Here is a 14,341-nt window from a genome sequence, read left to right as displayed (position 1 = left end):
CGTCCTTTCTGTTCGGAGCCGCGCCTCGCGCCCTTCGCAAGTGCGGCGAAATATGCCGCGCACCTGCGCGCAAAGCGGCAAAAAATCAAGGGTCGGACGCGGTTGGAAAACCACTGGGCGGGAACCGGCCCCCCCTTCATCCGTCATTAAGGCAAAATCAGGGCAAGCGCGCCGCAAAGGTCGGGCGCAGCCCGCACGAGGAGCTCGAAATGTTGATGTCCAGCCACAGGATCGCACCCGCCAAACAACCGATTCGCGCCGCGGTATTTGCCGCCGCACTGGTTGTCGCAGGTTGTTTTACCGCTGCGTTCACCTTTGCCGAACAGCCGGCGAATGCGGAAAGCCAGGTCCGCTAGAGAACGCTTTGTTCGGTGCGTCCGCGCGTGGTCGCGATCCAGCAACCGGCCACGATCAGCACCGCCCCTGCAAGCGTGGTGACCGTCACACGCTCGCCCAGCAACAGCCAGCCGAACAGCGCCGCCCACAGGAAGCCGGTGTATTCCAGCGGCACCAGAACCTGCGCCTGCGCGCGGGCATAGGCCCACGCCATCGTCAGCGCGCCGCCCACCGACAGGACTGCGGCAACGGCGACATCGCGTGTCGCCTCGATCGGCGGCATCACGAACAGCCACGGGGCGGCGACCAGATACGTCAGGCTGGCGATGCCCATGTAGAATGTCGCCACTTCGGCAGGTTTCGCGACCAGCGCCTGCTGGCGTTGCAGAACCAGGTTCCAGGCATAGAGTAGGGCGGAAACGATGATTGCCGCCAATCCCAGCGCGGTTTCATCGGTCAGGTTTCCGCGATCGAACTTGCCGCCGACTATGACCAGCACCCCGCCCAAACCAAGCACCGCGCCCCAGATCGCCCGCGGCCGGATCACTTCGCCCAGCAGCAAGGCCGCCAGATACAGCGACAGCAGCGGCGCGATGAACGAAATGGCGATGGTTTCGGCAAGCGGCAGCTTGGTGAGCGAATAGAAGAACGTCAGCGCCATCATCGCGCCGGCCACGCCCCGTATCGCGTGCAATTTGAGGACGCGGCGTTGCGGCCAGCGCGGTTTGCCCAAACGCCAGATCGGGAAAACGATCGCAAAGGCGATGCCCGATCGCAGCAGGGCCGCGCTGTACGCACCCAGTTCGAGCGCCGCGCTTTTCATGAAGGCGTCCATCAGCGAAAGCAGCGCAATACCCGCTGCCGTTGCGATAATTGGCCGGACAGGGGATACGGAATCGCTCACGCGCATTCGCATAGGGCGGGTGTGGCGTTTCGTCACCAATTCCCGAAACAGTTCAGCCCTGTGCAAGCCGCGGTGTTGGATGGTGGGCGCTAAACGTTTACAAGGCACTGTCCGCACGCAAATGCTGGCAGTTCAATCGGTAGGGCAGATGATTTTCAAACGTATTCTTTTCGGCACCGTCGCAGGCACGGCACTTCTTGCAACCTCTGGTCTGGCGCAGGACCGTACACCGGAAAACCTGTTGCCGGCCGAACCTGCCAAGGTCACCGAAAAGCTCCCCGATTTTTCGCAGCCCCAGCAAAGCGTCGACGAGGCGTTTGACGATATTCGCATGGAATCGGGCGAAGTGGTCCAGGAAATCCCCTCTCTCGAGGGCGTCTGGAGCGCAGAGAACGTTGCGAAACTGCTGGCCTTCATCCCCACGGTGAAGGCTGAAGGGCTGAACCCGGCGGATTACAGGGCCAACGAATTGCGCGAAACGCTGGCGGCCAAGGGGCCGGGCGATGAGCTGAACCGCCTGGCGAGCGAGACGTTCGTCTGGCTGGTCGAGGACCTGCGCGATGGCCGGACCCCGATGGAGGCACGCAAGCAGTGGTTCGTGGTCGATCCCGATACCGATGTCCTGCCGACGCACGCCATTCTGGAACAGGCGCTGGCAAGCGGCGATATCGCGGCGACGCTCACCTCGCTCAATCCGGTTTCGCCCGATTACGCCAGGTTGAAGGCTGAACTGGCCAAGACAAAGGACCCCGCCAAGTCCAAGCTGATCCGGGCGAACATGGATCGCTGGCGGTGGCTGGGCCAGGATCTGGGCAAGAAATATCTGCTGACCAACGTGCCCGAATACCAGTTGCGCCTCACGGTGAATGACCGGATCATCAAGAACTACCGCGTCGTCGTGGGCAAGCCGGGCCGCACCGCGACCCCGCAGCTCGCGGAAATGGTTGAAGCGGTGATCTTCAATCCGACCTGGACCGTGCCGCAATCCATCGTGAAGGGCGAAGGCCTTGGCGCGAAGGTTCTGAACAATCCCGGATGGGCGCGTTCGGCTGGCTACAAGGCAACCAAGGGTGCCAACGGGTGGGTTTCCGTGGTCCAGCAGCCGGGACCGGGCAATTCGCTCGGCCTGATGAAGCTCGACATGCCCAACGAACACGCGATCTTCCTGCACGACACGCCCAGCCGGCACCTGTTCGCGCAGGACGACCGGGCGTTGAGCCATGGCTGCATCCGCGTTCAGGGCGCGCGCGAACTGGCGATGACCATGTCCATGCTGGGCAATGCCAAGTCCCGCGACGACATTGCGCTGATCCAGGAAGAAGTGTCCGAAATCACCGCGAGCGGGGTCTACACCCGTTACCCGATGGCGAACCAGTGGCCGGTGTATATCACCTACTTCACGATGGGTGTGGACGTGAACGGCCAGCTGACCAAATTTGCCGACATCTATGATCGCGACGCACCGGTTCTCGCCGCGCTCGACGCGCCGCGTCAGCGCGAACGCGCCCGCAAGACCAGCGAAGAAGTGATCGAAATCGTCGACGACATGCAGACCTGAGGTCCACCCGGCTGCCTCAATAAGCCCCGGGTACGCCTTGTTCGAACATGCCGCCGCCGGGGCGGCGCATGAGATCGACCTGGGCAATCGGCGGGGCGAGGCGTTTGCCGTCGCTGCCGATACCCAGGCTATCGGCGTAAAGCAGTCGCCCGCCCCCGAGATCGATCAGGGCGCGGCCGAACTGTTCCGGTCCCATGGCGAAGCATCCGTTCGAGCGGCCAAGGCGGCCAAAACGACCGACATGCTCCGGCCGCGCGTACTCCGCGCGGTGCAGCACGATGGCGCGCTGGAGCGCGTTGGTGTTCGTCGGATCGAGCCCGTCGAGGCGAATGGAGGTACCGAACTTGCCCACGTACCAGCTGCGGGTCATGTACGCGCCGCGGCTGGTGCAGTGCGAACCTTCCTCGTTCGAATAGTATTTGAGCCAGCCATCGTGCTGCGGATCGGACCCGTCGCCATGGCTGACGTGGAAGCTCTGCACCCGTTCGTTGTCGACATCCACGAAGTGGAACCGTTCCTGCGCCGAATGAATGCCGAAATCGGCAATCCCGACGATGTCCTTGCGCCAGATGCGATCGCCCACCCGCGCCAGCTGTTCGCGCGCCACGTCCAGCAATGTCCGGTCGCGCGCCGCGGTTGGATTGACCTGTGCGAACACGCGCGCCGGAGCGACGGTCAGGGCGCTGAGGGCAAGGCCCGATTTGATAAGATCGCGGCGGTTCATCAAAACCAACAATAGCAGCTTCTGCCTGCCACTTCCATTAACAAGCGCGTGGCCATGGCGCAGCTAACCGCCCAACAGCATCGTTTCGCCTTCGATACGGACCGATGGCACCGTCGAAAGGTAGCTTTGCCCCAGCAGCGAGACGCCCAGCCCTTCGGGCACGATCATGGCGGACACGTTGGTGGCGCTGAACCCTCCGATATCGACACGGTCGAGCACCACGTTGACGCCGTAGACCGGTCCGTTGGCACCTTGCGCCACGGGGCGGATATCGCCTTCGGACCAGTAGAGGCCCAGCGTCCGGGCATCGTCCCCCGTCAGCGCCACTGTGCTGGCGCCCGTATCGACCATGAACCGCAGTGGCTGCCCGTTCACGTCGGCAACGGCGTAGAAGTGGCCATTGCTGCCACGAGAGATTTCGAATTCGCCTGCGTTCCAGGCAGCGTTGCTCTGGGCGGCAGGTCCCTCATCGACCGGATATGGAACCGCGCCCGCGGCCTTCGCGGTTGGTTCAGTGTCGATATCGGCGCTGGTGCCGGGCAGGAAAGCGGCCCCTGCGAAACAGGCGGCGGCAACACCAAGAAGAACGAGTTCGCGCATCGCGGCATCATGGCGGATATCGTTTAAGACCGCGTAAAAGCGGCGGGCTACTATCGGGCGGCGTTTTTCTCACGCTCGTGCTCTGCCAGCGCAAGGCGCTGGAGGTTGGGAACCGCAGCCATGGTCAGGTCACGGATCGATGCGGCCTTGCCCCTGATTTCCGCCGGTGCGCTGCCAAGATCGCGCATCATCCGCGCGCCGGGATCAAGCCGGTTCGTCGCCAGCCATTCGAGCAGGGCAGGGCTTCGGCTCCACAGCATGCGGTTGGTCGCGTTGACCAGCAAGGCTTCGGGAAAATGCTCCACCGTGTCGGTAATCCGGCCCGGTGCGGCCAGCGCGTTCTTCTCCTCGTCGGTCGCGAAGCTTGCTTCGATAAAGCCGCAGGCCGCCGCGCTCAACGAAACCAGCGGCACCTGCATTAGCTGCGGAACGATGGTATCGTCCTGCCACAAGGGTTCGACCGTGCCACGCGGTGCCGCGGTCGCGGTGCAATCGATAAACAGCGCGTTACGGGGCACGCTCGCCGTGCCGTCGACGCCGTGCAGTACCCCCGGTTCCACGCGCTCGACACGCCCGATGCGGATCACGTCCTCGATTTCGGCGAGCAGATCGACTTCACCTTGTGAAATGACGGGAAAGTGGAACTTGGTGGGTTCGGTCTGCGGATCGATCCGCAGCATGTGCCCGTCCGCTTCCATCATGCGGAAAATTTCCGCCCCGCTTGCGGCCTGCCCGGCTGCGCGCATCTGGGAGGCGGGAAAATCGATTGCGCGGGCCATGTTTTCGGGCCCCGGTTGCAGCGATGCGCGGTTGAAGAACCACGTTTCACGCGGCCTTACCCAGCTTATCATGCTGGCCGGAACGCCCATCTGCCGAAGCCAGACGCCAACATCGCACGCTGTCTTGCCAGCGCCCATGATCACGTAATGTCCCGGTATGTCCGCACCGCCGAGGGCGAGCTGGCCCAGTTCGCCGGGCTTCATCACGGCCACGCCTTCGGCTTTCCACTTGCGTTTGGTGATCGCCGGAACCTGCGCGGCGAACTTACGTCCGTCCACCAGCTTGCGCGCCTTCACCTCATGCACTTCACCCGAAAGGATGGTGCGGAAGCGGTGCGTATCGCCGTCCCTCCCGACGTAATCGGTCATCGGAAGATAGCGCACCCGCCCGCTGGGCAGGAACTTGTGCCGCATAACCCCATCGTAATAGGCGCTGACCTGCGCGCCGGTGGCCAGTTCGTACAGGCCCTTGTTGGGGCCCACCTTGTCGATCACGCCGTCGCCCAGCTCTTCGTGGCTGAGGCCGTAGGTCACGCTGGGCTGGTGCAGCGTGACGAAGGGATAGGATGTGTTCCAGTGGCCACCCGGCTTGGGGTGGCGATCGAGCATGATGATATCGCCAGCGCCATGATCAATCAGGCTGTCGACGAACGCCATGCCGATGGCGCCAGCGCCAACCACCAGATAATCGGTTTCGTAAATTGCCACAGTCGTCTCCCAAGCTCCAGTGCGACCGCGGAGTGTCTATTCGGCGGCGACGGCCTCGGCGGCGGTCTGCGCTTCGATTTCGGCGGCTTTCTTCTCGACCAGATCGACGATGTGATCGAGCATGTCGGCGCTTTCGACCGTGTGGTCGGTCACGCCGGACAGATAGACCATGTGCTTGCCCGCACCGCCGCCGGTGATGCCGATATCGGTTTCACGCGCTTCGCCGGGGCCGTTGACCACGCACCCCAGGACCGAAAGGCTCATCGGGGTCTTGATGTGTTCGAGCCGCTTTTCCAGCGCTTCGACCGTGCGGATCACGTCGAAACCCTGCCGCGAACACGACGGGCACGATACCACGCGCACGCCGCGGGTGCGCAGGCCCAGCGCCTTGAGCATTTCAAAGCCGACCTTCACTTCCTGTTCGGGTTCGGCGGACAGACTGACGCGGATGGTGTCCCCGATCCCCGCCCACAGCAGGCTGCCCATGCCGATCGAACTCTTGACCGTTCCCCCGATCAGGCCACCGGCTTCGGTGATGCCGAGGTGGAGCGGACAATCGACCGTTTCGGCCAGCCCGTGATAAGCCGCCACGGCGAGGAACACGTCGGATGCCTTTACCGCCACCTTGTATTCGTGGAAGTCGTGATCCTGCAGCAGCTTGATATGATCGAGCGCGCTTTCGATAAGCGCTTCGGGGCAAGGTTCGCCGTATTTTTCCAGCAGGTCCTTTTCCAGGCTGCCCGCATTCACGCCGATGCGGATCGCGCAGCCGTTGGCCTTGGCCGCGCGCACAACTTCGGCGACGCGCTGGGAAGACCCGATATTGCCGGGGTTGATCCGCAGGCAAGCGGCACCCTTGTCCGCCGCTTCCAGCGCCCGTTTGTAGTGGAAATGGATGTCGGCCACGATCGGGATATTCGAAGCGCGCGTGATCTTGTCGAAATGTTCGGTTGCCTCGGCGGTCGGGCAGGACACGCGGATAATGTCCGCGCCTGCATCCTCGCACCGGCGGATCTGGTCGATCGTGGCGCCCACGTCTTCGGTTGGCGTGTTGGTCATGGTCTGCACCGTGATCGGTGCATCGCCGCCGACGGGGACATTGCCGACCATGATCTGGCGGCTCTTGCGGCGCTCGATATCGCGCCAGGGACGAATGGAAGACATACGCCGGGATATAGGCGCAGGCGCGTGACGGGGCAATGACCGCGTGACGGGGCGAAGGCGGCGCGGTGGTCCGCACCGCACGCCCCTGCAAACCTTATGGTCAAACGCGGCGCCATGCTGCACTTAGCGAACGATGACCCCACCGACAGACGATATCGATTCCGGCTGCCCTCTCCTGTTCGGACGCGTTCTCGATGGGAACGGCGGAGGGCGGATTATAGAATGGGCCGAAGCGCAAAAATGGGTTCCGGCCGGCCCGAACGAAGTCATCTGGTTGCATGTGTGCCGCACGGAACCGGGCGTGCAGCAATGGTTGGAAGAAGGGCTGGGCATTCCCGAATCCACAGCCGAATTGCTGACGAGCGACGCCACCCGCCCGCGCGCCTTTCGTGACGGCGAAACGCTGGTCGCCACCTTGCGCGGCATCAATTTCAATCCGGGCGCCGAACCCGAAGACATGATTTCCATGCAGCTGTGGAGCGATGGCCGCCGCCTTATCACCCTGCGGCGCCATGCCCTGCAAACGCCGCGCGAAGTGCTGGCGATGATCGATCGCGGGGTGGGGCCGCCCGATGCGGGCGCAACGATTACCCTTCTTGCTGAAATGCTGATCACGCGAATGAGCCAGGCGATCGTCGACATGAACTCTGTGCTCGACGAACTCGAAGATGACGATCCGGACGAGCACGCCGAAGCCATGCTGAAGCGGATTTCCACGATCCGGCGCAATTGCCTGGGCCTGAAGCGTCACATGGCCCCCCAGCATGAGGCGCTGGAGCTGATCAGCCGCGATGCCCCGTCCTGGTTCGAAGACGACGACCGTCGCGAAATCGCCGAATCGATCGCGCGCCTGCGCCGTTATCTCGACGATATCGATATCAGCAAGGAAAGCGCTCTCGTGCTGCAGGACGAATTGCGCGCCCGCAGCCTCGCCAGCAGCGAACACGCGACCTACATGCTCACGATCGTGGCGGGCATCTTCCTGCCGCTCTCCTTCCTGACCGGACTGCTGGGAATCAATGTGGGCGGGGTGCCCGGATTGGACGATCCGGACGCATTCTGGCAGGTGGCGGGACTGTGCGCGCTGCTGTTCGTGGCGCTGATCGTGGTGTTTCGCCGGTTGCGCTGGCTCTAGGCCAAGGCAGGCCGACCTACCCGGCCTCTATCGAATGCAAGTACGGGCCTGACCGGGGTGAAGCGGCGGCGATGCTGGCGCGTCAACCCGGCGTCGGCATCGCCCGGCCACACTCAATAGGCGAACGTCTCGCCGACCATTTCTTCCGACATGGCCCACAGTTTCTCGGCCTTTTCCGGGTCGATGGCATAGCTGCGCACGCCGCCGGCAGGATCGTCGTCGGTCTGGTTCGCGACATGGCAATCCTCGCAATAGACGCCGCCTGCGCCTTCCAGATCGTCGGCGGTGGCAACCCAGCACGTGGTGGCCGCGCCTTGCGGGATGGTTTTCATGCCCTGGCCTGAACCGCCGCTTTCCTCGGCGCTCTTGCGCATGCGTTCCATCATCCAGGCGATGTCCTGTTCGCTCATGTGGCGACCCAGATTGGTCATGATGCCGCCCGGATGAAGCGCGTAGGCGTGGATGCCCTTGTCCGCGATCCGGCGCTCCAGCCCCACGGCAAACAGGATGTTGGCCGTCTTGGACTGCCCATAGGCAGCCCATTTTTCATATTCGCGGTTCGCGTAGTTGGGATCGTCGAAATGCACCTGGTCCAGGTGATGGCCGCGGCTGGACAGGTTGATGATGCGCGGACGTTCGCCCTTCTCGACCAGCGGCATGAGCAGGTTGGTAAGCAGAAAATGGCCGATGTGGTTGGTGCCGAACTGGGTTTCGAACCCGTCTGCCGTGTGCCCCATCGGAGGCGCCATGACACCGGCGTTGTTGATCAGCAGGTCAATCTTGTCGAACCGTTCGTTCGCCTCCTTGGCGGCAGCGCGCACGCTGTCGAGCGAGGCGAGATCGCACACCAGCGTGTCGACCGTCGCGCCGGTGCCTTCGGAGATTTCCTTGGCCGCGGCGGCCAGCTTGTCCGCGTCGCGCCCGGACAGGATGATGTGCGCGCCCTTGGCCGCCATCGCCCGCGCCGTTTCGTGGCCCAGCCCCGAATAGCCGCCCGTGATGAAGGCGGTTCGTCCGGTCAGGTCCTTTCCCTCGAGGACTTGATCGGCGGTGCTTTCAAAACCGAAATCGGACATGGGCTCTCTCATCACATTTTCATTTCGAACAGGAATTCTTCGTCGAGCTGTTCGCCGACCTTGAAGTGGATGTCGGCGATCTTGGCAAATCCGTACCGTTCGTAAAACCGCTGCGCGCCGGTGTTGCCACTCCACACCGACAGCAGGATGGCATCGTGCCCGCCTGCGCGCGCCACGTCGATAGCCCAGTCCATCAGCGCCGCGCCGATGCCTTGCCCGGTACGTCCCGGGGCCGTGTAGAGCTGGCCAAGTTCGATCGGGTTCGACGCGTCGCTGTGCGCGGCCAACTTGCTGGGGCGGCGCATTTTGCAATAACCGGCCAGCGCCTCGCCATCCATGGCGAGCTGGTGAATGCAATCGTCTCCGGCGATTTCTTCGGCCACGCTGGCGGGGCTGTAAACTTCCTCGATGAAGGCAGCCAGATCGCTTGCGGAGTAAAGGTGGCCGAAGGCGGCGGTGAAGCTCTGTCCGCCGAAAGCGGCGAGGGTTGCGGCATCGGCCAAATAAGCGGGGCGCAGGATCATCTCCTGCGCCCCTATGCGACCTGTCCGGGCTTTGGAAGTTTTTTTGCTCCGGTCGGTTAAACGTCGTCGGGTCTTGGCGCGGCCTTGCGGCGCGGCGCCGGCTTGGATGCAACGGGCATGCCGCCCAGGTCGCTGTCCATCTGGTCGAGCTTGCGCGCGGCCCAGTCGCGGCCGCCAAGGCCGAAGGCTAGCGCCCCGGCCACGGCGATACCCGCGATCATGATGGTCAGCGCATTGGCCGGGATCATTCCGCCGATGCCCGTGAACTGCAGCCCCATGAAGGTGAACAGGATCACGGTGGCCCATTTCACGATCGTCGCGGCTGTCCCGCTGCCGGCTTCGCCCGCGATCAGGCGGGACAGAAGGTTGGCAATCAGGAAGCCGAAGGCAATGACTACCGCGCCGAAGATGACCCGTCCGCCGAGAACCAGGAGCTGGTCCAGAATGGCGGTCAGTTCGGGAAAGCCGAGCAGCCGTGTGGCGGCAATGGCGAAGAACAGGATGATCGCCACCTGCACCACGCGGGCGATAATGCCCGAAGCGGTGGTGCCTTCGGAAACCAGGCCAGTTTCCGCCAGCGCCCGGTCGACGCCCAGTCCGGGCAGGATTTCCTTGATGATCTGCACCACGAACTTGCTGATGAGATAGCCGATGCCGAGCAGGATCGCCGCAGCGATGATGTTCGGGATGGCGGCAAAGATCATCTGCAACATGCCACTGGCCGGTTCGCTGATCGACTGAATGCCCAGCTGTTCGAGCGCCGCGATCGCCACCGGAATGGCGATCAGGACATAGACGATGGTGCCGATGGTCTTGCTGATCGTGGAATTGCCGGTGACGTTATCCACGCCCCCGCGATTGGCCCATTTGTCGAAATCGACCGTCTGCAAGGTGGTGACCACGAGGTCGCGTGCGATCCGTGCCACCATCATGCCGATGAAGAAGATCAGCCCGGCCCACAGCAGGTTCGGAAGGAAGGCGACGACATTCTCGAGCAGGCTGTCGATGGGTCCCGCGACCCCGCCCAGTTCAAGGATGTTGAGTATGATCAGAAGGCCGAACAGCCAGATCAGCAGGCCGACGATCTTGCCTAGCGATTCACCCAGCGACTGGCCGTTACCGGTCCCCCGCTTGAAGAAATCCACTGTGTCGACGAGCTTGGCGAAGGCCCATTTCGCAGCGCGTGCTGCCGCCCAGGTGATGATAAGTGCGATCACGGCGTAGACGAATTTTTCGCCCAGCTCTGCCGCCAGATTCTGATCGAACCGGTATCTGTCGAAAATCATGAAACCTCTCCCCATTGGTTCCGCTACGGAATGGCTAACACGCTGTCGCTTATTTACAAAACCGGGCGCGGGGATTGAGTGGATAACTTTGCGTGCTATCTCCTTCCGCATGAAGAATATCATCGCACGCGCCGCCGCGATTGCCGCTGCGCTGGGTATCGCCTGGGGGACACCGGTCATGGCGCATGACGACGGCACATGGTCGCTGGCCATCCACGGCGGGGCAGGGACGCTGGAACGCTCGGACATGTCGCCCGAACGCGATGCGGCCTACCGCGCGGCCTTGCAGACGGCGCTGGATGCAGGGGCGGCGATCCTGAAAAATGGCGGCAGCGCCGTGGACGCGATCGAGGCCGCGATCCTCGTGATGGAAGACGATGCGCGGTTCAACGCCGGTCGCGGTGCGGTGTTCACCTGGGACGGGACCCACGAACTCGATGCCTCGATCATGGACGGGCGCGACCGGGCAGCAGGTGCGGTCGCGGGCGTAACCGGGATCCGTCACCCCATCACCCTGGCGCGCAAGGTGATGGCCGATGGCACCCACGTCATGCTTTCGGGCAGGGGCGCGGAAGAATTCGCCGCCGAACAGGGCCTGGAAACCATGCCGCCCGAATGGTTCGATACCGATGCCCGCCGCGAGGCGCTGGAGCGGTTGAAGGCGGAAAAACTGTCCGCGATCGATGTCGATATCAAGTTCGGCACGGTGGGCGCCGTGGCGCTGGACAAGGACGGCAATCTTGCCGCCGGCACGTCGACCGGCGGAATGACCGGCAAGCGCTGGGGCCGCATTGGCGACGCCCCGGTGATCGGGGCGGGCACCTATGCCGACAATTCGTCCTGCGCGGTTTCGGCCACCGGCTGGGGCGAATACTTCATCCGCGCCGGCGTGGCGCGCACGATCTGTGCACGGGTCCACATGCTGGGCGAAAGCGCGCAGGCCGCTGCCGACGCCGTCATCGCGGACGTGGGGCAAATGGGCGGTGACGGGGGCGTTATCGTGGTTGCCCCCAATGGCGATGCGGTTTTCAGCATGAACACGGGCGGCATGTATCGGGGTCGCGCCACCAGCGCGGGCGCCAGCGAAGTCGCGATCTTCGCGGACGAGTAATGTCCGCTTTCGTGCGAGTCGCCAATTCTGACGAGAACTGCGCGAGGCGATAAACGTCCCATTTAAGAGTGGGTTAGCGCGCCGGTTTGACTCGCGCTTCCCTGCGGCCCAGCTTCCCGCCTGCGTTGGGGGACATTCAACCAGAAAACGGGCCGTCACGGCCCTGACGCCTCGAAACGGGTCGCAGAACTCGTTGAACAGGAGTCATGTACCCATGAACCAATTCACCAAGATCGTACTCGCCGCCTCCGCTCTCGCGCTTGCCACGCCGCAAGCCGCCATTGCCCAGGACGAGTATCCCCTGACCGGGGCCGAATGGGTCGAAATCACCGGCATCTCGCTCGAGGATGGTGGCGGTCTCGCCTATGCGAACTGGCTGGCGGGCGAATGGCGCAAGCGCATGGATTACGCCGTTCAGCAGGGATGGATCGAAAGCTACGAAATCTGGTCGAACGCCTATGCCCGCAAGAACGAATCGGACATGTGGCTGATCACGCGGTTCAAGGAATTCGAATCCGATGCCGAATTCGAGGCGCGCAACCGGCAGATGCGCGAATATATGAAGCGCACGATCGCGCAGATGCAGACGGAATCCGGCGACCGTGCGAAATACCGCACCGTCGACAGCGATATCCTGGCCAAGCGTCTGGTCTGGCGCAACTGAAGCCGTGTGGGCGGGGCGGGCTTGGTCTCGCCCCGCCTGCCCTTCGTCTAGCCGCGCTTTCGGGCCTGGGCGTAGCTGCCCAGCAGGCGAACCTCGTTCGTCTGGAAGGCAAGTTCTTCCAGCGCGGTGTCGACCCGCAGATCACCCGGTGCCCCCTCGATGTCCGCGAAAAACGTCGTCGCCGCGAAGCTCGCGCCCTTCTGGTAACTTTCCAGCTTGGTCATGTTGACCCCGTTTGTGGCAAAGCACCCCAGCGCCTTGTAGAGCGCAGCAGGAATGTTCTTCACCTCGAAGATGAACGTCGTCATCGCCGCGGTACCGGCAAGGTTTTGCGGATCGCGCGCTTCCTTGGCGAGAACCACGAAACGCGTCGTGTTGTCATGCGCGTCCTCGACCGCGTTCTCGATGATGTTAAGCCCGTAAAGGTCCGCCGCCAGCGGTGGGGCCAGCGCCGCGATGGCCGGATCGCCGCTTTCCTTGACGAAGGCGGCAGCGCCCGCGGTGTCGGCATAGCTCATGCCGGTGATGCCGCGTTCGTACAGGAACCTGCGTGACTGGCCCAGTGCCTGCGGGTGGCTGTACGCGGCTTCGAACGGCCCTTCGCCCAGCGCCATCAGGGCGTGGGTGATCGGCATGAAATGTTCGGCAACGATGGCCAGCCCGCTTTCGGGCAGCAGGAAATGGATGTCGGCCACGCGCCCGTGCTGCGAATTCTCGATCGGGATCATGGCGCAGCCGGCGCGCCCGTTCTCGACCGCATCGAGCGCGTCCTCGAAGCTGAAGCACGGCAGGGGCAGGGCATCGGGCGCGAACTGCATGGCGGCCTGGTGCGAATTGGAACCGGGCGCGCCGCCGAACGCAATTGCGCGCATCGGATCGGCTGCGGCGGCGTCGCGCATCGAATCGACCAGGGCGAGTGCAGGTTTGGCAAACTGACGCATGGGAACGGCTTGCTAGGGAGGTGTTCCGATCCATTCAAGCGCAATTGACCACCGCGCACTTGCGCGAGCGCGCTGGCTTCACTAGAGCGACGCCCAAACACCAGGCACCAATTTTTCGCAGGCAATCACGCAATGGAAGATCGTTTCAACACCGCTGCAGGCTGGGTACTGGGCGCAGGCATCATCGCGCTCGGCGGCTCCATCGTCTCCGGTATGTATTTCCAGGCCGACAAGCATGCGCATGTCGAAGAGCCGGGTTTCTTCATCCAGGGCGAAGCTGAAGATGGCGGCGCGGATGCGGGGCCGGACCTCGGCACGTTGCTGGCCGCGGCCGATCCGGCTGCCGGTGAGAAGGTTTTTGCCAAGTGCACGGCCTGCCACACTGTCAACCAGGGCGGCGCGAACGGCATCGGTCCGAACCTGTGGGGCGTGCTGGGCAAGCCGGTGGGCAAGCATGTAGCAGGCTTTGCGTATTCGTCGGCCCTTTCGGGTCATGGCGGCGACTGGGATTATGCCAACATGGACGCGTGGCTCACCAGCCCGCGCGGCTTTGCCAACGGCACCAAGATGAGCTTCGCCGGCCTGTCCAAGGCCGAAGATCGCGCCAACGTGATCGCGTATATGAAAGCCAATGGCGGCGGCCCCGAATATCCCGCACCCGCAGCCCCGGCTGAAGAAGCAGCAGCGGATGCGCCCGGCGCGGGCCCCGGCCCGGTCGATGGCGAACCGGTCGATCCCGCCGAAGCCGCGGGTGGAATGGGCGCCGACCAGCCGGTTGCGGAAAACGCCCCCGCGACCTGATCGTCGGGCGTCTTGCACGGCCATACAAAA

At 63.6% G+C, this 14,341-nt stretch carries 15 protein-coding genes; 6 read left to right on the top strand and 9 right to left on the bottom strand.

What is annotated here, in order from left to right; translation table 11 throughout:
• Window positions 1-215: 215 nt before the first annotated feature.
• The gene (locus VR863_RS11160) at window positions 216-356 is read left to right on the top strand and encodes a hypothetical protein (protein WP_324828544.1); all 141 of its coding nucleotides are present in this window, start codon (window positions 216-218) and stop codon (window positions 354-356) included.
• On the opposite strand, the gene VR863_RS11155 is transcribed toward VR863_RS11160, so the two are convergent.
• Window positions 353-1,240 (bottom strand): DMT family transporter, encoded by an 888-nt coding sequence (locus tag VR863_RS11155; RefSeq protein ID WP_324828543.1) that lies wholly within the window; start codon window positions 1,238-1,240, stop codon window positions 353-355. The two genes, VR863_RS11160 and VR863_RS11155, sit on opposite strands and share 4 nt — an antisense overlap.
• 148 nt (window positions 1,241-1,388) lie before the next feature.
• Here VR863_RS11155 and VR863_RS11150 point away from each other — a divergent pair, with 148 nt between their 5' ends.
• The gene (locus VR863_RS11150; RefSeq protein ID WP_324828542.1) at window positions 1,389-2,798 is read left to right on the top strand and encodes a L,D-transpeptidase family protein; all 1,410 of its coding nucleotides are present in this window, start codon (window positions 1,389-1,391) and stop codon (window positions 2,796-2,798) included.
• A 16-nt stretch (window positions 2,799-2,814) separates the two neighbouring features.
• Here VR863_RS11150 and VR863_RS11145 read toward each other — a convergent pair whose 3' ends face one another.
• The 4 genes from VR863_RS11145 to ispG form a co-directional block, all read right to left on the bottom strand.
• Window positions 2,815-3,522, bottom strand: a complete 708-nt coding sequence (locus VR863_RS11145; protein WP_324828541.1) for a murein L,D-transpeptidase catalytic domain-containing protein — start codon at window positions 3,520-3,522, stop codon at window positions 2,815-2,817.
• Between the two features lie 63 nt (window positions 3,523-3,585).
• Complete coding sequence (locus VR863_RS11140; RefSeq protein ID WP_324828540.1) at window positions 3,586-4,122, bottom strand: retropepsin-like aspartic protease family protein; 537 nt, start codon at window positions 4,120-4,122, stop codon at window positions 3,586-3,588.
• 50 nt (window positions 4,123-4,172) lie between these two features.
• A complete protein-coding gene (locus VR863_RS11135; protein ID WP_324828539.1) occupies window positions 4,173-5,609 on the bottom strand; it encodes an NAD(P)/FAD-dependent oxidoreductase in 1,437 nt (478 codons plus the stop codon).
• 36 nt (window positions 5,610-5,645) lie between these two features.
• On the bottom strand, window positions 5,646-6,773 hold the full coding sequence (gene ispG / locus VR863_RS11130) for a flavodoxin-dependent (E)-4-hydroxy-3-methylbut-2-enyl-diphosphate synthase (protein WP_324828538.1): 1,128 nt from the start codon (window positions 6,771-6,773) through the stop codon (window positions 5,646-5,648).
• Between the two features lie 133 nt (window positions 6,774-6,906).
• On the opposite strand from ispG, the gene VR863_RS11125 reads away from it, so the two are divergent.
• Window positions 6,907-7,908, top strand: a complete 1,002-nt coding sequence (locus VR863_RS11125; RefSeq protein ID WP_324828537.1) for a CorA family divalent cation transporter — start codon at window positions 6,907-6,909, stop codon at window positions 7,906-7,908.
• Window positions 7,909-8,021: 113 nt separating this feature from the next.
• Here the strand turns inward: VR863_RS11125 and VR863_RS11120 are convergent, their stop codons facing one another.
• Genes VR863_RS11120 through VR863_RS11110 form a run of 3 tightly spaced genes read right to left on the bottom strand, consistent with a single transcriptional unit; the run spans window position 8,022 to window position 10,794 of the window.
• The gene (locus tag VR863_RS11120) at window positions 8,022-8,984 is read right to left on the bottom strand and encodes an SDR family NAD(P)-dependent oxidoreductase (protein ID WP_324828536.1); all 963 of its coding nucleotides are present in this window, start codon (window positions 8,982-8,984) and stop codon (window positions 8,022-8,024) included.
• A gap of 11 nt (window positions 8,985-8,995) precedes the next feature.
• On the bottom strand, window positions 8,996-9,508 hold the full coding sequence (locus VR863_RS11115) for a GNAT family N-acetyltransferase (RefSeq protein ID WP_324828535.1): 513 nt from the start codon (window positions 9,506-9,508) through the stop codon (window positions 8,996-8,998).
• Window positions 9,509-9,564: 56 nt separating this feature from the next.
• Window positions 9,565-10,794 carry a mechanosensitive ion channel gene (locus VR863_RS11110; RefSeq protein ID WP_324828533.1) on the bottom strand — a complete coding sequence of 410 codons (1,230 nt, stop codon included), beginning with the start codon at window positions 10,792-10,794 and terminating at the stop codon, window positions 9,565-9,567.
• A 109-nt stretch (window positions 10,795-10,903) separates the two neighbouring features.
• Between VR863_RS11110 and VR863_RS11105 the strand changes: the two genes are divergently transcribed.
• Together VR863_RS11105 and VR863_RS11100 are read left to right on the top strand one after the other, a co-directional pair.
• A complete protein-coding gene (locus VR863_RS11105) occupies window positions 10,904-11,905 on the top strand; it encodes an isoaspartyl peptidase/L-asparaginase family protein (protein WP_324828532.1) in 1,002 nt (333 codons plus the stop codon).
• A 214-nt stretch (window positions 11,906-12,119) separates the two neighbouring features.
• Complete coding sequence (locus VR863_RS11100) at window positions 12,120-12,569, top strand: hypothetical protein (RefSeq protein WP_324828531.1); 450 nt, start codon at window positions 12,120-12,122, stop codon at window positions 12,567-12,569.
• Between the two features lie 47 nt (window positions 12,570-12,616).
• Here the strand turns inward: VR863_RS11100 and VR863_RS11095 are convergent, their stop codons facing one another.
• Window positions 12,617-13,510: a prephenate dehydratase gene (locus VR863_RS11095; protein WP_324828530.1), complete on the bottom strand. Its 894-nt coding sequence runs from the start codon at window positions 13,508-13,510 to the stop codon at window positions 12,617-12,619.
• Between the two features lie 132 nt (window positions 13,511-13,642).
• On the opposite strand from VR863_RS11095, the gene VR863_RS11090 reads away from it, so the two are divergent.
• A complete protein-coding gene (locus VR863_RS11090) occupies window positions 13,643-14,311 on the top strand; it encodes a c-type cytochrome (RefSeq protein WP_324828529.1) in 669 nt (222 codons plus the stop codon).
• Window positions 14,312-14,341 lie beyond the last annotated feature (30 nt).

Origin of the sequence: Qipengyuania zhejiangensis (genome assembly GCF_035607565.1) — a bacterium.
GTDB classification, from domain to species: domain Bacteria; phylum Pseudomonadota; class Alphaproteobacteria; order Sphingomonadales; family Sphingomonadaceae; genus Qipengyuania; species Qipengyuania zhejiangensis.
The sequence above is the reverse complement of the archived record's forward strand: the minus strand, read 5'-3'. Positions and strand labels throughout refer to the sequence as shown.

Excerpts from the sequence above, each read along its gene's own strand:
- VR863_RS11160 (WP_324828544.1), top strand. The coding sequence starts at position 216 with ATGTCCAGCCACAGGATCGCACCCGCCAAACAACCGATTCGCGCCGCG.
- VR863_RS11150 (WP_324828542.1), top strand. The coding sequence starts at position 1,389 with ATGATTTTCAAACGTATTCTTTTCGGCACCGTCGCAGGCACGGCACTT.
- VR863_RS11145 (WP_324828541.1), bottom strand. The coding sequence starts at position 3,522 with ATGAACCGCCGCGATCTTATCAAATCGGGCCTTGCCCTCAGCGCCCTG.
- VR863_RS11140 (WP_324828540.1), bottom strand. The coding sequence starts at position 4,122 with ATGCGCGAACTCGTTCTTCTTGGTGTTGCCGCCGCCTGTTTCGCAGGG.
- ispG (WP_324828538.1), bottom strand. The coding sequence starts at position 6,773 with ATGTCTTCCATTCGTCCCTGGCGCGATATCGAGCGCCGCAAGAGCCGC.
- VR863_RS11125 (WP_324828537.1), top strand. The coding sequence starts at position 6,907 with ATGACCCCACCGACAGACGATATCGATTCCGGCTGCCCTCTCCTGTTC.
- VR863_RS11120 (WP_324828536.1), bottom strand. The coding sequence starts at position 8,984 with ATGTCCGATTTCGGTTTTGAAAGCACCGCCGATCAAGTCCTCGAGGGA.
- VR863_RS11115 (WP_324828535.1), bottom strand. The coding sequence starts at position 9,508 with ATGATCCTGCGCCCCGCTTATTTGGCCGATGCCGCAACCCTCGCCGCT.
- VR863_RS11110 (WP_324828533.1), bottom strand. The coding sequence starts at position 10,794 with ATGATTTTCGACAGATACCGGTTCGATCAGAATCTGGCGGCAGAGCTG.
- VR863_RS11105 (WP_324828532.1), top strand. The coding sequence starts at position 10,904 with ATGAAGAATATCATCGCACGCGCCGCCGCGATTGCCGCTGCGCTGGGT.
- VR863_RS11100 (WP_324828531.1), top strand. The coding sequence starts at position 12,120 with ATGAACCAATTCACCAAGATCGTACTCGCCGCCTCCGCTCTCGCGCTT.
- VR863_RS11095 (WP_324828530.1), bottom strand. The coding sequence starts at position 13,510 with ATGCGTCAGTTTGCCAAACCTGCACTCGCCCTGGTCGATTCGATGCGC.
- VR863_RS11090 (WP_324828529.1), top strand. The coding sequence starts at position 13,643 with ATGGAAGATCGTTTCAACACCGCTGCAGGCTGGGTACTGGGCGCAGGC.